The organism is Streptomyces sp. LBL (assembly GCF_029893585.1).
Lineage (GTDB): Bacteria > Actinomycetota > Actinomycetes > Streptomycetales > Streptomycetaceae > Streptomyces.
Genome location: NZ_JARXYX010000008.1, coordinates 242,194 through 257,707 on the forward strand (window position 1 = coordinate 242,194; position 15,514 = coordinate 257,707).

The window sequence follows — 15,514 nt, forward strand, 5'->3', positions numbered from 1 at the left end:
CGGTGCCGACTTTGGCGCGGGCACGGTGCCGGCGTCGACAGGCACGGTGCCGGCGTCGGAGCAACGACCGTTCCGGAAAGTGGAAACGGCCGTAGAGCGGACGACCTTGCCCTCCGTACTGTCCTGACCATGGCTGATGTGAGCTCGTACGAGCATACGGGGGACGGCGTCGAACGCCGTGTCCTGCTGGCTGGGCCTCGTTCCTTCTGCGCAGGTGTCGAGAGAGCCATCGAGATCGTGGAGCGGGCTCTGGAACAACGGGGCGCCCCGGTCTATGTCCGGAAGCAAATCGTGCACAACGTCACCGTCGTCGACGATCTCGCGGGGCGAGGCGCGGTCTTCGTCGAGGAGTTGGACGAGGTGCCCGACCGTGCGACGGTGGTCTTCTCCGCGCACGGGGTCTCCCCCGCCGTGCGGCAGGAGGCGGACCGTCGCGGCCTCGACGTCATCGACGGAACCTGCCCGCTGGTTGCCAAGGTCCATGCCGAGGCACGCCGCTTCGCGGCCCGCGGCGACACCGTCGTGCTCGTCGGCCACGCCGGGCACGAGGAGGTCGAGGGCACCCTCGGGGAGGCACCGGAGTCGATGGTGCTGGTCTCGACGCCCGACGAGGCCCGCGAGCTGTCAACCGCCGTCGGGGGACAGGTCTCCTACCTCACCCAGACCACTCTCGCCGTCGACGAGACCGCGGAGGTCGTCGGAGCGCTGAAGGAGAAGTTCCCGCTGCTGCAGGAGCCACCGTCCGACGACATCTGCTACGCCACCACCAACCGGCAGGCCGCACTCAAGGCGATCGTCGCGGAGTCCGATCTCGTCCTGGTCATCGGCTCGGAGAACTCATCCAACTCGGTCCGTCTGGTGGAGCTCGCGCACCGCGAGGGCACCCGCGCCGAGTTGATCGACCGGGCCGGCGACATCCGGCCGGAGTGGCTGGCGGGAGTGCGCACCGTCGGGCTCACGGCCGGCGCTTCCGCACCGCCCGCCCTGGTCACGGAGGTCGTGACCAGGTTGGGCGCATTCGGTCCGGTCCGCGTCGAGGAACGCGAGATCGCCCGCGAGACCGTGCGTTTCGACCTTCCCTCGCCCGTACGCGGTGATACGCGACGGACGGCGGACGGCCGTTCCAGCTGAGCGAGGAGAAACGTGTCACCGACTGTGCTCGGCCGGGTCACCGGTCCCCAGGAGCTCAAGAAACTGCGTCCGGACGAGTTGCCCACGCTGGCGCGCGAGATCAGGGAGTTCCTGGTCGACAAGGTCTGCGCCACCGGCGGGCATCTCGGCCCGAACCTCGGCGTGGTCGAACTGACCATCGCGCTGCACCGCGTCTTCGACTCGCCGACGGACCGCATCGTGTTCGACACCGGACACCAGACCTACGTCCACAAGATCCTCACCGGCCGGCAATCCGCCTTCGACACGCTCCGCGCGGCGGGCGGGCTGGCCGGCTACCCGCAGCGTGCGGAGTCCCCGCACGACCTCGTGGAGAACTCGCACGCCTCCACGGCACTGTCCTACGCGGACGGCCTGGCCAAGGCACAGCGACTGCTCGGCGAGGACCACCGCCGCGTGGTCGCGGTCATCGGAGACGGCGCCCTGACCGGCGGCATGGCCTGGGAGGCCATGAACAACCTCGGCGGCGGCGAGCAGCCGGTGGTGGTGGTCCTCAACGACAACGGCCGCTCCTACGACCCCACGGTCGGCGGGCTGGCCGAGCATCTGGCCGCACTGCGCGCCGGCAAATCCCGGGGCCCGAATCTGTTCGAGACCATCGGCTTCGCCTATCTCGGTCCGGTGGACGGGCACGACATCGCCGCCGTCGAGTTGGCCTGCCGCCTCGCGACGCGGCTGGACCAGCCGGTCGTCATCCACTGCGTCACCGAGAAGGGCCGCGGTTACGCCCTGGCCGAGAACGACGAGGCCGACCGCATGCACGGTATCGGGGTCATCGACCCCGGAACGGGCCGGTCGCGGGGCGGCTCCAAGCCCAGCTGGACCGGTGTGTTCGGTGAGGCGCTGGAGCGGATCGCCGCCGAGCGGCCCGATGTCGTCGCGCTGACCGCCGCGATGCTGCAACCCGTCGGCCTGCACGGGTTCTCCCAGCGGTTCCCGGACCGGGTCTTCGACGTGGGCATCGCCGAGCAGCACGCGGTCACCAGTGCCGCGGGGCTGGCCACGGGCGGCCTGCACCCGGTGGTCTGTCTCTACGCCACCTTCCTCAACCGCGCCGTCGACCAGATCATGATGGACGTGGCCCTGCACGGTCTGCCGGTGACGTTCGTCCTGGACCGTGCGGGAGTCACCGGTCCCGACGGGCCCAGCCACCACGGCATGTGGGATCTCGCCCTGCTGGGCACGGTGCCGGGAATGCGTGTCGCGTCGCCGCGCGACACCGTCCGGCTCGCCGAACTGCTGGGCGAGGCGTTGTCCACCCACGACGGCCCCACCGCGCTGCGGTTCCCGAAGGGCGGCACCGGTCCGGAGATCCCCACCCTCACGCGCATGGAGGGCATGGACATCCTCCACCGCACCAGGTACGGGCCGCTCGACGTCCTGCTGGTCTCCGCCGGGGTCCTCGCGGCCCCCGCCCTGCGCGCGGCGGAGCTGTTGGCCGAGGAGGGCATCGGGGTGACCGTCGTCGACCCGCGCTGGGTGCTGCCGGTCAATCCCGCCCTGGTCCACCTGGCGTCCCGCCACCAGCTCGCGGTCTCCGTCGAGGACGGGCTGCGTACCGGGGGCGTGGGCATGGCGCTGGCACAGGCCTGCTCCGAGGCCCGGGTCCGCACCCCGGTGCACGCTCTGGGACTGCCCCGGGAGTTCCTGAACCACGGTGAACGTTCGGCCGTCCTCGCCGACCACGGTCTCACCGCGCAGTCCATCGCCGAGTCCGTACTCGCCCTGCGCGGCGCCGAGGCGACAGCACACACACCCGCATCCGTTTGGGAAAGGACACCGCGGTGACCCAGGTCGCACTCGGTATGCCCGCTCTGCCCCCTGCAACGCTCGCCGAACGCCGGCGCACCCGTCAGTTGCAGGTGGGATCGGTCGGGGTGGGCAGTGACCATCCGGTCTCGGTGCAGTCGATGACCACGACCGTCACGGCCGACATCGACGCCACCTTGCAGCAGATCGCCGAACTCACCGCCGCCGGCTGTGACATCGTCCGCGTCGCCTGCCCGAGCGCCGATGACGCCGAGGCGCTGTCGGCGATCGCCGCGAAGTCCAAGATCCCGGTCATCGCCGACATCCACTTCCAGCCGAAGTACGTGTTCGCGGCCATCGAGGCCGGGTGCGCCGCGGTGCGCGTCAATCCGGGCAACATCAAGAAGTTCGACGACAAGGTGGGCGAGATCGCCCGTGCGGCCAAGGATCACGGCACCCCGATCCGGATCGGGGTGAACGCGGGGTCGCTGGACCAGCGCCTGATGCGGAAGTACGGCAAGGCCACGCCGGAGGCGCTGGCCGAGTCGGCGCTGTGGGAGGCTTCGCTCTTCGCCGAGCACGACTTCCATGACCTGAAGATCTCGGTCAAGCACAACGATCCCGTGATCATGATCCGTGCCTACGAGATCCTCGCCGAGCGCTGCGACTACCCGTTGCACCTGGGCGTCACCGAGGCGGGGCCGGCGTTCCAGGGCACCATCAAGTCCGCCGTCGCGTTCGGAGCGCTGCTGCGCCAGGGCATCGGCGACACCATCCGGGTGTCCCTCTCGGCCCCGCCGGTGGAGGAGGCCAAGGTCGGCACGCAGATCCTGCAGTCGCTGAACCTGCGCCCCCGCAAGCTGGAGATCGTTTCCTGCCCCTCCTGCGGTCGGGCCCAGGTGGATGTCTACAAGCTCGCCGACGAGGTCACCGCGGGACTGGAGGGCATGGAGGTGCCGTTGCGGGTCGCCGTGATGGGGTGTGTGGTCAACGGCCCCGGGGAAGCACGCGAGGCCGACCTCGGTGTGGCGTCCGGCAACGGCAAGGGGCAGATCTTCGTCAAGGGGGAGGTCGTCAAGACCGTTCCCGAGCACCGGATCGTGGAGACCCTCATCGAGGAGGCCCTGATCCTCGCCGAGGGGATGGATCCGGTCGAGTCAGGCGCCGTCACGGTCGTCGCCGGCTGAATGAGGGATTCCCCCTGGGGGTGAATGAGGGATTCCCCCTGGGGGAACAAGAACGTCCCGCTCACCCGGCTCCCCGAAAGTCGGCCACAGTATGGTTCTTACATCGGTTTTCCGACTGTCACGGACCATATCAGGCCACTCTCGGGGAGCTTTGACGTGTTGGCACAATGCGGCCCAACGTCGGACATCCACAAAATACCGGCTGAACAACAAGTAACCGCGATTCAACGCCAGGATCTCGCCCATCGCCCAGGGATGCGCAGCACGATCACCTGCCCGGGCCCGCCCTGCGACCGGCCTGTTCGGTCGCGTCCCCACCTCCGGACGCGCTGAGCGGACGATACCGCGCAAAACCGCGACCCGGCTCAGGAATTACCACGATGGACGCCTGGCATTTCGACGAAATGCCTCGGCGAACAGGCTGCCCAGTTTCTGGAGGTTTCGCTATGACCGTCAACACTGAGATACGTACGATAAAGGCCCTGGTGCGTGCTCCGGATCCGCTGACGCAATCGGCTATCAGCGGTCACCTCGGTTCCACGGCCCACATCGAGGTCGTCTCGGAGCAACGCCCGGGCCCGGTTGACGTCGCCGTGGTCGTCGCGGACCGGATGACCGTGGAAGTGACCTCGTTATTACGCAAGATCAAGAACAACCTTCGCGTGCCGGTGGTGCTGATCCCGTCCGAGATCGACCGGTCCGACCTGTTCATCGCGGTGGAATGCAATGTGGTCGCGGTGCTGCCGCGGGTCGCCGCCACCAGTCACCGCATCGAGGAGGCGGTGCAGACGGCCGCGGCCGGCGGTGGCGTACTCCCCGCCAACCTGCTCGGCGAGCTGCTTCGTCAGATCGAGCGGATGCAGCGCGAGGTGCTGTCGCCGCACGGCCTGCACATGTCCGGGCTGACCCCCCGGGAGATCGATGTCCTGCGGCTGATGTCGGAAGGCCTGGACACCGCCGAGATCGCCGACCAGATGTGCCTGTCGGAACGGGCGGTCAAACGCGTCATTTTCGGGGTCACCCAGCGTCTGAACCTGCGTAACCGGCCCCACGCGGTGGCGTACGCGTTACGCAGCGGCGTCATCTGACCGGGCGCCGACGCCCAGCGCCGGCCCGGTACCGGCCCCCGCCACACCCGATCCCGTCAACGTCCCGGGGACGGCCGCCGACGCACGCAAGGTCCACAGCGGTCGTCCCTCCCGGCGCATCGCCCTGCGCAGCATCACCGCATAGGTGATGTCCAGGGCGACGTAGGTCGGCACCAGCACCTGGAGCAGGTGGTGGGACGGGTAGACGACGACAGCGGTCGCACCGGCGAAGAGGGATCCCACGAGCTTGGCGACGGCGATGTGCATGGACTGTCCCGCACTGGACCCGCGCCGCTTGAGCATCAGCAGGAACGCGGCGCTCAGCGGCACCTGGATGATCATCCCGGTGTACATCCCGTCGCGGTCGTGGAACTCGTTCGCACCCACGACGACAAGCAGCGACGCCCAGACCAGCACGCCGACGAACGTCCACCGGAAGACCCGCGGCGACAGACCGGGGTAGTCACGCGGCCCGAGCCGCAGCGCCTGATACAGCAGGACGGCGTCGAACAGGAACCAGAGGAAGTTGATCTGCCGCTGCGTCGGCGTCTGCTCCAGCACGAAGGTCAGGCTGAACTCCCACGCGAAGTCCACCGCCACCAGGTAGGCGGGGATCCCCACCCGCCGGTCCACGGTGGCCTGCCGGATGGCCAGCACGTAGGTCACGACCCAGCCGATCACGGTCGGCCCGGCGACCGCCGCGAAGAGTCCGTCCGATACGTCGGCCGCCCCCACCGAGACCGGTGCGACCTGCGACATCGGGATGAGGAAGGGGGGCAGCCACATGTGGGGAATCCTTCGTGGGCGAGGCAGGAGAGGACCGAGGGACCGACGAGCGGGTGGGTGGGTGGGTGGGTGGGTCAGAGACTGGGCACGACGAGGTCCAGACCGAAGAACGAACCGCCGTACAGTTCCTGACCGATGCGGGGGTTGAGCATGGCGTGGCGAGCGGCCGTGTTGGCGTCCCGCCAGTACTGCTGCAACGGGTTCGACTCGGCGAAGGCGGCCGCCCCGTGGGCCCACATCAGCTCGTCGAGTGCGACGGTGACCAGGTTGACCGCCTGGCCGGCGTCACCACGGATACGGCGGAGTTCGCTCTCCGGAAGCCCGGTGGCCTCGTAGGCGGCTTCGTCGATGGCATCGGCGGCCCGGTTCACGTGCAGCTCGGCCGCGTCGATCGTCAGGGCCGTCTTCCCCAGTGCGGACACGAAGGTCTGTGAGTCGGGCTGGCTCTTGTAGCCGCTGGGCGCGATGCCCCTGCCCGGTGCCTTGTCGACGACGAAGGCGAGCGCGGCCTGGCCGATGCCGATCACCACGGAGGCGCAGACGACGGCCATGGCCGCTATCGCGGCGGTCCGGAACAGCGGCGGCAGCGTGACGTCGGTGGTGTTCTCCCGCCCCCGCTGCACCTCGGCCGCGATCACCCGGTGTTCCGGCACGAACGCCTCCCGGAGCACGACGGTGTGGCTGCCGGTGGCGCGCATGCCGACGGTGTGCCAGGTGTCCTCGATCGTCAGGTCCGCGGCGGGCACCAGCACGGAGAGCCCTCCTACGACCTCCCCTTCCAGGGTGACTTCTCTCGCGACCAGGATCGTCCAGTCGTCGTGCAGGATTCCGGTGGCGTACGGCCAGGTCCCGGTGAGCAGATAACCGCCCTCGGTACGCACCGCGGTGCCGGTGGCCGCGAAGACCGAAGCCAGCTTGACGCCGGGGTTGTCCCCGAACACCTCGTCCCTGGCGGTCTGCGAGAACTTCGCGGCCAGCAGGTTCGACCCGTTGATGTTGTTGACCACCCACGAGGTGGACGGGCAGTAGTGGGACAGGGCCTTGGCGACCTCGCTCAGGGTGCGGACGTCGGTCTCCAGTCCGCCGTAGGCACTCGCGGTCCAGAGCCTGCTCACCTGCGAATCGTCGATCGCCCGCACGGTGTCGTCGGGCAGCCTCCGTTCGCGCTCCCCCTCGGCGGCGCCCTCCGCGAAGATCGGCCCGAACTTGTGGACTCTGCCCACCAGTTCGGCTCGAAGGTGCAGAAGATCCGTTCGCTTGTTCGTCATGGTCACCAGTCCGGGCGCTCGGAAATGAGGTGGGTGTGGTCGAAGTAGTCCCGCCAGGCGCTGATCCGTCCCGCCCGCAGCTCGAACGCCGCCATCACCTTCAGGTTCAGCGCGATCGGGGTGCCGTCGACACGGAACATGTTCTCGACCCGCTCGACCAGGACGGTGTCCGCGGCCGTGGCCATATGCCGGAACCTGACCTCCAGTCGCGCGAAGTCGGCCGGCAGCAGTGCGAAGATCTCCTGCTTGCCCCGGCACACCGGGGATCCGGGGTTCTCCCACACGCAGTCGTCGGTCAGGAAGCTGTCCACGGTCTTCCTGACGTCGGCCGGGGTCGGCCCCATCCCCGTCAGGAAGTCGCGGACGACACGCTCGGCGTCGGTGGAGGTCATGCTCAGCTCCCGGTGGTCGTCACGTCGGAGTGGCCGAGGATCCGTCGGAACGCCGCGCCGAGTTCCCGGTCGATGTGCGGGCCCGCCTGGACGCTGCGCCAGGCGACGTGCTGATCCGGCCGGACCAGAAGGGCGCCGTCGTCGTCGATCCCCCGCACGGCGGCCCAGGTGCCCTCGGCGTCCTGGTAGTCCGCCGCGTCGGTCTTGGTCCCGATGGGCACCACGGTGAGGGCCACCCCGTGGGCGTCCGCGGCCTTCTTGGCCGCGACCGCCCAGCCCTCGCTCAGCGGACCGGTGATCAGTACGAAGCCGGCCTGGCTGCCGACGAGGTCGTGCGTCGACACCCGGGTGTCGCCGTGCAGCAACCACGCGTGCGGCAGCCGGTGCCCCGGCCTGGTGACCGGATGGTAGGTCGCCCCCATCGGGTCCCGGGGCGGCGGCGGGGTGCCGTCCGGGAGCACCGCACCGGCCGTGTAGTAGTGGCCGAGTTCGATGTCGTGCGCCTGGTATTCCATCCGCTGGGTGCCGAACACCTCGCGCACCACGGTCCGCCGGGTCTCCCCCATCGGTGTGTCGGAGAGAAGTTCGCGGAAGTTGGCCCGGGTGGCCTCCGGTTGCCCGTGGACCATCCCGAGACTCGTGAACAGGACGCCGTAGTTGAGCAGGCTGGTCATCGCCCAGCTCACGTTGCGGGTGGCGACGGGCAGCCGTTCCGCCTCGTACGAGTCCAGCAGCGCGTCGCCGGCCTGGCCGCCGAACACGGCCCCGAACTTCCACGCGATGTTGTGCGCGTCCTGGATCGCCGTGTTCAGGCCGCCTCCGGCGGCGGGCGGCTGCCGGTGCGCGGCATCTCCGGCGAGGAAAACCCGGCCGGCCCGGAAAGACCGGGCCACGACCCCCTCCGGCCGGTACTCGCTGACATGGCGGACCTGCACGTCCAGGTCCTCAGGCAGCTTCAGCAGTTCCCGTACCCTCGTGGCGATCGCTGCCGCGCCGAGGTCGACCGCGGCACCGGGCGGCACCCGGAAGTGCAGTGCCCATTCCTCGGAGCCCAGGCCCCAGCTGGGCCCGGTCGCGACGACCACGGACACCTCACCGTCGGGGCTGATGATGTGGGTCATCAGCACCAAGTCACCGCTCCACCAGCGCCTCAGGTCCGCGCTGAAATGGACCGAGATGATGGTGAAGCCGCCACCGGCACCGTCCATCGGCACGTCGAGCGAACTGCCGACGGTCCTGCCGCCGTCGGCACCCAGCAGGTAGCGGGCACGGACGGTGCTCACCTCGCCGGTGGACCGGTCGGTTATCCGCGCGGTCACGCCGTCCTCGTCCTGGGTGAACCCCGTCATCTCGTGGTGGAAGTGCAGGCTGGACGGCGCCCGTTCCTCCGCGTGCCGGCGCAGCAACGGCTCAAGCCGGTGCTGCGGAAGGTTGGTCGAGGGGCCGGTGCTGTCAGCCGCGTAGGGCCCGGTGGTGCTGCCGCCGCCGAAGGATTCCATCCGGTGCAGGTCCCGGGCGTCCAGGGGGCCGTCGCCGGCCAGCGAGGTACGCCAGACGACCTCACTCATGTGGGCCGGCGGGCAACTGATCCGGTAGACGTCGTCCGCGATTCCGTACTGCCGGAAGATCTCCATGGTGCGTTGGTTCAGGTAGTGCGCCCGAGGGAGAACCGACGTCGACTCGCGACGCTCGACCAGCAGGTGGCGCACGCCCGCGTCGGACAGGAAGACCGACGCGGCGAGTCCACAACCGCCACCACCGACGATGAGAACGGGCACCTCTGTGTCAAGCATTGTTTTCCCCTGGGGGTCGGGCGAACTTCTGGCCGAGCGGGTCATTCATCCGAGCGGGTCATTCATCGTGAGCAGGCATGGTCTCGTGCAGATCGTGAGCAGGCGTGGCCTCGTGCAGGGTGAGGGCCGAAGCCGGGCACCGCAGGACCGCTGCGCGGACCAGCTCGTGTTCGTGCTCCGGCGGAGTGGCGTCGAGCAGTACCACCGTGCCGTCCTCGTCGCGCTGGTCGAAGACCGCCGGCGCGATCGAGGCACAGTTCCCGACCGCGATGCACCGGCTCTCGTCGACCTCGACCTTCATGGTCGTCTCCATGTTCTGACGGGTCACCAGGTGACCGGCAGGCTGTTCACGCCGAAGACCAGGGCGTTGGTCCGGTAGTCGAGCTCGTCGTCCGGGACGGCCGACCGCAGGGTGGGGAACTTGGTGAACAGTGCCGGAAGCGCGACCCGCAGCTCCATACGCGCCAGTTGCTGGCCGAGGCACTGGTGCGGGCCGAAACCGAAGGTGAGGTGGCGCTGCGCAGGACGGCGCACGTCCAGGCGGTCCAGCCCCTGGTCGCTGGTCCCAGGGTCCCGGTTGGCGGCCAGTACGGACGCCATGACCCGTTCGCCCTCCTTGATCTCCTGGTCGCGCACGCAGATGTTCCCGGACGCCTGACGCGGCAGGATGGCGGCCGGCGCGCAGTACCGCAGCAGTTCCTCGACGGCCCCTTCGGTCACCGAGGGATCGTCGCGTACCACCGCGAGCTGATCGGGATGCTGGAGCAGCAGGGCGATGCTGGCCGAGAGGGTGCTGGCGATCGTCTCGTGCCCGGCGATGAGCAGCATGTTGCCGATGCCCGCCAGTTCGCTGTCGGTCAACTGGTCGCCGAAGTCGCGCACCACACGGCCCAGTACGTTCTCGCCCGGGTCCTCCCGGTGGCGGGCCACGAGCCCCGCCATGTAGGCCTCCATCTCGGCCGCCTTCTGCATCTGCACTTCGCGACTGGTGTTGAAGTCCAGCGCGACCGCGGTGCGGCGCTGGAAGTCCTCGCGGTCGCCGTAGGGCACACCCAGCAGTTCGCAGATGACCAGCGTCGGAATGGGGGTGCAGAAGACCTGCACCAGGTCCGCTCCCGGACCGGCCTCCGTCAACGCGTCCAGCGCGGACGCGACGGCGCCCTCGATCTGAGGCCGGAGCTCCCGCGCCCGCTTGGCCGTGAACGACCCGGTCAGCATGCGCCGCAGGCGGGTGTGCTCGGGGCCGTCGTAACTCAGCAGGTTGCCCGCCTGGTACGGCATGGACCCGCCCATGCGCAGCTGGTCGTCCGCGAGGACGCTCTTGACGTCCTCGTACCGGGTGACGACCACCGCGTCGAAGGCGCCCAGCATCGGGCTGGGCACCGTGACCCGGTGCAGCTCCTCGTCCTTCTGCGCGTCGTACAGTTCCGCGACGGGAGCGAACGGGCAACCGGCGGCTCGTCCCCCGATGGGGATCGAGGTGGACTCGGTCATGAGATGGCCTTTCTGTTCATCGGTAAGCAGGACGCGGACATCCGCGTGGCCGCGGGACGTCGTGGGGGATCAGTCGGAGGGGGAAAAGGGTCGTCGGCGGTGAAGTCCGGGGAGCAGCGGAGCGTGGCGACACGGGTCGACACGGCCGGCCGGGATCGCGGCACCGACTGCCGGGGCGAACAGTGCGCCGCGGCCTGGGCGACCGGAGGCCGTCCGCGCCGACGTGTCCGGCCGCCGCCGGCCCGCGGTGTCCCGGCCGTCGTCGAGCGGCACCGCACCCTGCCGGGTGACGCGCGGCGTCAAAGCTGCCGACCCACGATGAACCCGGCGACCTCCCGGAACTCGCCGTGTACGTCGTCCGGGATCCCGGCGGCGACGAGGCATTCCTCCGCCGCGGCGATCTGACGGGCCGCCTCGTCCTGTGCCCAGTCCCGTCCTCCCGCACGTTCCACGAGGTCGGTGACGCGCTGGACGTCGCGCTCGGCCAGGGGCTCCGGGCTCAGGTACAGGGCGCGGAGCTCGTCCGTCCCGGGCGCGTTCAGCGCCGCCACCACGGGCAGGGACTTCTTACGGACCCGCAGATCCGCTCCCACCTGTTTTCCGGTTCTCTCCGGATCGCCCCAGATGCCCAGCAGGTCGTCGACGAGCTGGAAGGCGAGCCCGATGTGTTCGCCGAAGGCGTCGAGCCGCTCGATCAGAGCCCGCTGGGCACCCACCAGGTCGGCGCCCAGCGAGCAGGCACATCCGAGCAGCGCGCCCGTCTTGTTGCCGGCCATGCGCACACACTCGGTCAGGGTCACGTCGTCGCGTCGTTCGAACTCGACGTCGGACGTCTGGCCGTCGATCATCCGCTGGGTGGCGGTCATCAGCGACGTGGTGGCGGAGCGGGCCCCCGCACCCGGCGCGGCCAGCAGTATGGAGGTGGCCGCGGTGACCATCGCGTCGCCGGCCAGGATGGCGTTCGGCACGCCGAAGACCGTCCATGCGGTCGCCCGGCCCCGCCTGGTCTCGTCACCGTCCATGATGTCGTCGTGCAGCAGCGAGAAGTTGTGCACCAGCTCCATGGCCACCGCGGCGGGAAGGCCGTCCGCGGCCGCTCCGCCCGCTGCCCGCGCCGACAACAGCGCCAAGGCGGGCCGGACCATCTTCCCGCCCCAGGAGCCGGTCGGCCGTCCCTCGGCGTCCGCCCACCCGAAGTGGTACTGGGCGATCCGGCCCAACTCCGGCGCCAGGTGGGAGCCAACGGCGTCGCGCAGGGCGGGTCCGACCATCGTGCGGCCGGTGTCGAGTACCGGGGAAAGGGCTCGGGTCGGTGTCGTCGTCATGAGTGCCACCGGCCGGCCGCGCAACGGACCGGGAAACGGGAAGACGTCCGGGACCGGTCCGCGCACGGACGATCCGGGAACACACTGGCGTGTCGCATGGTGCACCTTCGCTGTCGGCTCGTGATGGTCACGGTGCGGGCAGGTCACGGGGGGTCGGCGCGGGAGTGCTCTGCAGGACCCGCCGCAGGACTCGGGGAGAGGTGAGCAGAGTGTGGGGCGGCGTCAACAGGAAGAGGACGTCACGGTTGGCCGTGCACACGACCGGATCGCTCGGTACGTGATCACGCACGCGGCCGACGTACCGGTTCAGCAGCCGGGCGACAGGGCCGCTCCGTACCGCGTTGCCGGTGACCCCCGGCACGGGGCTGTCCGCGCCGGTCGCCACCTCCCATGCCGAGCGGGAGGACCGCAGCAACGCCCGCTGCAGGGCGTACACCGCGGGGGTGCGTCCGCCGGCCAGTTCCTTCTTGAGGGCGACCGCGTTCAGGGCTGCTGCGGACAGGCCCTGCCCGTAGACGGGGTTGAGCGCGCACAGCGCGTCCCCGACGACGAGCAGTCCGGTGCCGCCGCGTCCCAGGCGGTCGTAGCGGCGGCGCCGGTTGGCGGTGTGCCGGTACCCCACAGGCCGGGCGATCGGACGGGCCGTGCTGAGCCATTTGTGGGGAGCGGGGTGCGGCAGCCGGTCGGCGAAGTCGACGAACCCCTCCGGGTCGGTGGGCGGTGCCTGGCCCCGTGGCCCGGACAGGGTGACCAACCAGCGGTCGCCCTCGGCGGGCAGGACGATCGCGCCGAACGGCTGCTCCGCATCGGGCACGATGTAGAAACCTCTGAGGTCCTCGGTCGGGGCGTCGGCGTGGAAGGCGCAGGTGGCATAGGCCCGCCCGGTCTCCACCACCTCTTCGGCGGGGGGCCGGCCGCCCAGCTCGGTCAGCCACTGGGGCGTACGGCTGGCCCGCCCGGTGGCGTCCACCACGAGGTCGGCCGTGAGTTCGTGCCTGGCGTGGTGATCGTCGCCGCGGTCCCGCACCACGACGCCGGTGATGTGGCCGGGTCGGCCGAGCAGGCCCGTCGCCTCGACTCCCGGCCGGACCTCGATGCGGGAGCCGGCCAGGACCAGTCGGCGGATGTGGTGCTCCAGGAGCGGGCGGGTCGGGGTCATGATCGGCGCGGACGGATTACGGCGGGATATCCACTGTCCCGCCTGCCACACCCCGAGGTCCCCCGGCACCGCCAGACAGGGCGCGCCCGCCTCCGTCAGCTCGGGCAGCAGCCCCGGCAGCAGCTCGTCCAAGGCGTTCATCCCGCTGGCCAGCAAAACGTGGGTGTGACGTGACTGCGGCACACCGGCACGGGGTCCGGGGCTGCCCTCGTACTGGTCGCGTTCGAGCAACGTCACCCGTTCCGCGTGGTCCACGAGGACGTGCGCGGTGAGCAGCCCCGCCACACTGCCGCCCACGACGACCACGTGTCCCAGCGAGGGCCGCGCGGACGACGAGGGCAGCGCGGATGACGCGGGCCGGGCGGACGACGAGGGCCGGGCGGACGACGAGGGCAGCGGCCGGCCGGCGAGGGCGTCCTCGTGGTCCGGCCGCGACGGCGGTACGGCGGGGTGTTCCGTCGGCGACGGCGGTACAGCCCGCTGCTCACCAGCCGGCACCTCGTCGACCCTGGCGGCCAGGAAGTCGGCACCGGAGGTCTGGCCCGTGCCCGGCAGGTCACCGAGCATGTGACCGACCAGTTCCAGGTGCGTGCTCCGCCACCGCCGTACAGCGTCGTTCAGCTCGCCGAGCCGCCGGGCCTCCTCCGGCGAGTACTCGCCGCCATCGTGCTTCGTCAGACGTCTGACCCGTGAGAACAGCTCCTTGAACTGCACCGAGTCCAGCCCGCTCGCCGTGCCGAACCGGTCCCGGAACCGCAGGAAGTCCTCCGGGCGCAGCATGCGGCGCAGCAGCGTCAACTGCCCTGTCAGGGCGTCCACCAGCGCCGCCGCCCGTTCCAGCCGGTGGCAGAAGCACTGCTGCCCGCACGGGCCGGCGTCGATGTGTCTCAGGTCGACGAGGACCTGGCTGAGCAGGGTCTCCGCCGCCTGGTGCACGACGATGAAGAGCCGCTCGCTGTCACTCAGGTCCCGCTGCTCCGCCGGCGTCAGCGGCTGCTGCAACGAGAGCAGTTCGTCGAGACGCAGGTACGTCGCATAGGTCGGTGGGGTCATCAGGCCAACTCCTCGGGTGAGTCCGCACTACACCAGGCGACCGGGCACGGTGAGGTCCATCAGCGCGTCCCGGTGGATGCCGGGCGGCAGGACCTCCAGCGCCGTCGCGGCCATCCGCACGTGACGGTGCGACACCTCGCGCGCCGCCGCTGTCCCGTCGTATGTGTGGACCAGCTCCGCCATGGCCTCGTAGCGCGCCTCGGTCGGTACGGAGGTGTCGGCGAGCAGGCGCTCGATCCGCCGCTGCTCCTGTTCGGAGGCGCGTTCGTGGGCGAGCAGCACCGGCAGGGTGGGCCGGCCGTTGCGGACGTCGGAGACGTTCGGCTTGCCCGCCCGTGTTCCGTCGTAGGCCATCAGGTCGTCGCGGATCTGGTACGCAATACCCAGCTGGTCGCTGTACTCGCTGAGCGCCTTCAGAGACGTGTCGTCCGCACCGCCCAGGGTGGCGCCGACGCCGCAGGCCATCCACAGCAGGGCGCCGCTCTTGTCCGCGATCATGCTGAGGTACTCGTCGACGGAGCAGATGCCGCGGCTCATCCGGATCTCCCGGAGGGCCGCGTCCCCGATGCGCACTCCGGCCTTGGAGAGGACCCCGAGCGCCCGTGCGACCCGCGCCGCCGGGGCCCCGGCTTCCTGGCATTCGGCCAGGGCGGCGAAGCCGTGGAAGAACAGTCCGTCGCCGCCGACGATCGCCGCCGACTCCCCGAACACCGTGTGCGCGGCCGGCTTGCTGCGCCGCTCCGCGTCGCTGTCGATGATGTCGTCGTGCATCATCGCGCCGACCTGTACACATTCCAGACCCACCGCCGCAGGAAGGACGGTCGCTATGTCACCTCCCACCACGAGACTGGACCGGATCACCAGCCAGGGACCCATCATCTTCCCGAAGGGCATCAGGCCGTACCGCACCAACTCATCAAGGCCCGAAACGTCGTGCGGCCACCGGTTCTCGACCTCCGCCCGCACGATTGCTGCCACTTCGGGATCAGCGACCTGAGGAACATCGATGTCGGTCATGCACACGACGTTAGGGACGCGGTACCGGGGCTG

General features: G+C 70.1%; 13 protein-coding genes. 4 read left to right on the top strand and 9 right to left on the bottom strand.

Annotated elements, in window-relative coordinates; translation table 11 throughout:
- Window positions 1-129 precede the first annotated feature (129 nt).
- The 4 genes from ispH to M2271_RS12555 all read left to right on the top strand — a co-directional run bounded on the left by ispH (window position 130) and on the right by M2271_RS12555 (window position 5,194).
- A complete protein-coding gene (gene ispH / locus M2271_RS12540; protein WP_280887222.1) occupies window positions 130-1,131 on the top strand; it encodes a 4-hydroxy-3-methylbut-2-enyl diphosphate reductase in 1,002 nt (333 codons plus the stop codon).
- A 12-nt stretch (window positions 1,132-1,143) separates the two neighbouring features.
- Complete coding sequence (locus M2271_RS12545; protein WP_280887223.1) at window positions 1,144-2,958, top strand: 1-deoxy-D-xylulose-5-phosphate synthase; 1,815 nt, start codon at window positions 1,144-1,146, stop codon at window positions 2,956-2,958.
- Window positions 2,955-4,106 carry a flavodoxin-dependent (E)-4-hydroxy-3-methylbut-2-enyl-diphosphate synthase gene (gene ispG / locus M2271_RS12550; protein ID WP_280887224.1) on the top strand — a complete coding sequence of 384 codons (1,152 nt, stop codon included), beginning with the start codon at window positions 2,955-2,957 and terminating at the stop codon, window positions 4,104-4,106. Before M2271_RS12545 ends, ispG begins: the two co-directional genes overlap by 4 nt.
- Window positions 4,107-4,486: 380 nt before the next feature.
- Window positions 4,487-5,194, top strand: a complete 708-nt coding sequence (locus M2271_RS12555; RefSeq protein WP_280887225.1) for a response regulator transcription factor — start codon at window positions 4,487-4,489, stop codon at window positions 5,192-5,194.
- Here M2271_RS12555 and M2271_RS12560 read toward each other — a convergent pair.
- The 9 genes from M2271_RS12560 to M2271_RS12600 all read right to left on the bottom strand — a co-directional run bounded on the left by M2271_RS12560 (window position 5,174) and on the right by M2271_RS12600 (window position 15,481).
- A complete protein-coding gene (locus M2271_RS12560) occupies window positions 5,174-5,980 on the bottom strand; it encodes a hypothetical protein (RefSeq protein WP_280887226.1) in 807 nt (268 codons plus the stop codon). The genes M2271_RS12555 and M2271_RS12560 overlap by 21 nt on opposite strands.
- A 74-nt stretch (window positions 5,981-6,054) precedes the next feature.
- Window positions 6,055-7,248, bottom strand: a complete 1,194-nt coding sequence (locus tag M2271_RS12565; protein ID WP_280887227.1) for a hypothetical protein — start codon at window positions 7,246-7,248, stop codon at window positions 6,055-6,057.
- A 2-nt stretch (window positions 7,249-7,250) separates the two neighbouring features.
- A complete protein-coding gene (locus M2271_RS12570; protein ID WP_280887228.1) occupies window positions 7,251-7,640 on the bottom strand; it encodes a limonene-1,2-epoxide hydrolase family protein in 390 nt (129 codons plus the stop codon).
- Window positions 7,641-7,642: 2 nt separating this feature from the next.
- Entirely contained in the window at window positions 7,643-9,433 is a 1,791-nt protein-coding gene (locus tag M2271_RS12575) for an FAD-dependent monooxygenase (RefSeq protein WP_280887229.1), read from the bottom strand.
- Window positions 9,434-9,491: 58 nt separating this feature from the next.
- On the bottom strand, window positions 9,492-9,761 hold the full coding sequence (locus tag M2271_RS12580) for a ferredoxin (RefSeq protein WP_348539164.1): 270 nt from the start codon (window positions 9,759-9,761) through the stop codon (window positions 9,492-9,494).
- On the bottom strand, window positions 9,758-10,927 hold the full coding sequence (locus M2271_RS12585) for a cytochrome P450 (RefSeq protein WP_280887230.1): 1,170 nt from the start codon (window positions 10,925-10,927) through the stop codon (window positions 9,758-9,760). The genes M2271_RS12580 and M2271_RS12585 overlap by 4 nt, the downstream gene beginning before the upstream one ends.
- A 299-nt stretch (window positions 10,928-11,226) precedes the next feature.
- Complete coding sequence (locus M2271_RS12590; protein WP_280887231.1) at window positions 11,227-12,252, bottom strand: polyprenyl synthetase family protein; 1,026 nt, start codon at window positions 12,250-12,252, stop codon at window positions 11,227-11,229.
- A 127-nt stretch (window positions 12,253-12,379) separates the two neighbouring features.
- Entirely contained in the window at window positions 12,380-14,464 is a 2,085-nt protein-coding gene (locus M2271_RS12595) for a tryptophan 2,3-dioxygenase family protein (protein WP_280887232.1), read from the bottom strand.
- 27 nt (window positions 14,465-14,491) lie between these two features.
- Window positions 14,492-15,481, bottom strand: a complete 990-nt coding sequence (locus M2271_RS12600; protein ID WP_280887233.1) for a polyprenyl synthetase family protein — start codon at window positions 15,479-15,481, stop codon at window positions 14,492-14,494.
- Window positions 15,482-15,514: the final 33 nt, after the last annotated feature.

Excerpts from the sequence above, each read along its gene's own strand:
- M2271_RS12595 (WP_280887232.1), bottom strand. The coding sequence starts at position 14,464 with ATGACCCCACCGACCTATGCGACGTACCTGCGTCTCGACGAACTGCTC.
- M2271_RS12590 (WP_280887231.1), bottom strand. The coding sequence starts at position 12,252 with ATGACGACGACACCGACCCGAGCCCTTTCCCCGGTACTCGACACCGGC.
- M2271_RS12575 (WP_280887229.1), bottom strand. The coding sequence starts at position 9,433 with ATGCTTGACACAGAGGTGCCCGTTCTCATCGTCGGTGGTGGCGGTTGT.
- M2271_RS12570 (WP_280887228.1), bottom strand. The coding sequence starts at position 7,640 with ATGACCTCCACCGACGCCGAGCGTGTCGTCCGCGACTTCCTGACGGGG.
- M2271_RS12585 (WP_280887230.1), bottom strand. The coding sequence starts at position 10,927 with ATGACCGAGTCCACCTCGATCCCCATCGGGGGACGAGCCGCCGGTTGC.
- ispH (WP_280887222.1), top strand. The coding sequence starts at position 130 with ATGGCTGATGTGAGCTCGTACGAGCATACGGGGGACGGCGTCGAACGC.
- M2271_RS12560 (WP_280887226.1), bottom strand. The coding sequence starts at position 5,980 with ATGTGGCTGCCCCCCTTCCTCATCCCGATGTCGCAGGTCGCACCGGTC.
- M2271_RS12565 (WP_280887227.1), bottom strand. The coding sequence starts at position 7,248 with ATGACGAACAAGCGAACGGATCTTCTGCACCTTCGAGCCGAACTGGTG.
- M2271_RS12555 (WP_280887225.1), top strand. The coding sequence starts at position 4,487 with ATGGACGCCTGGCATTTCGACGAAATGCCTCGGCGAACAGGCTGCCCA.
- M2271_RS12600 (WP_280887233.1), bottom strand. The coding sequence starts at position 15,481 with ATGACCGACATCGATGTTCCTCAGGTCGCTGATCCCGAAGTGGCAGCA.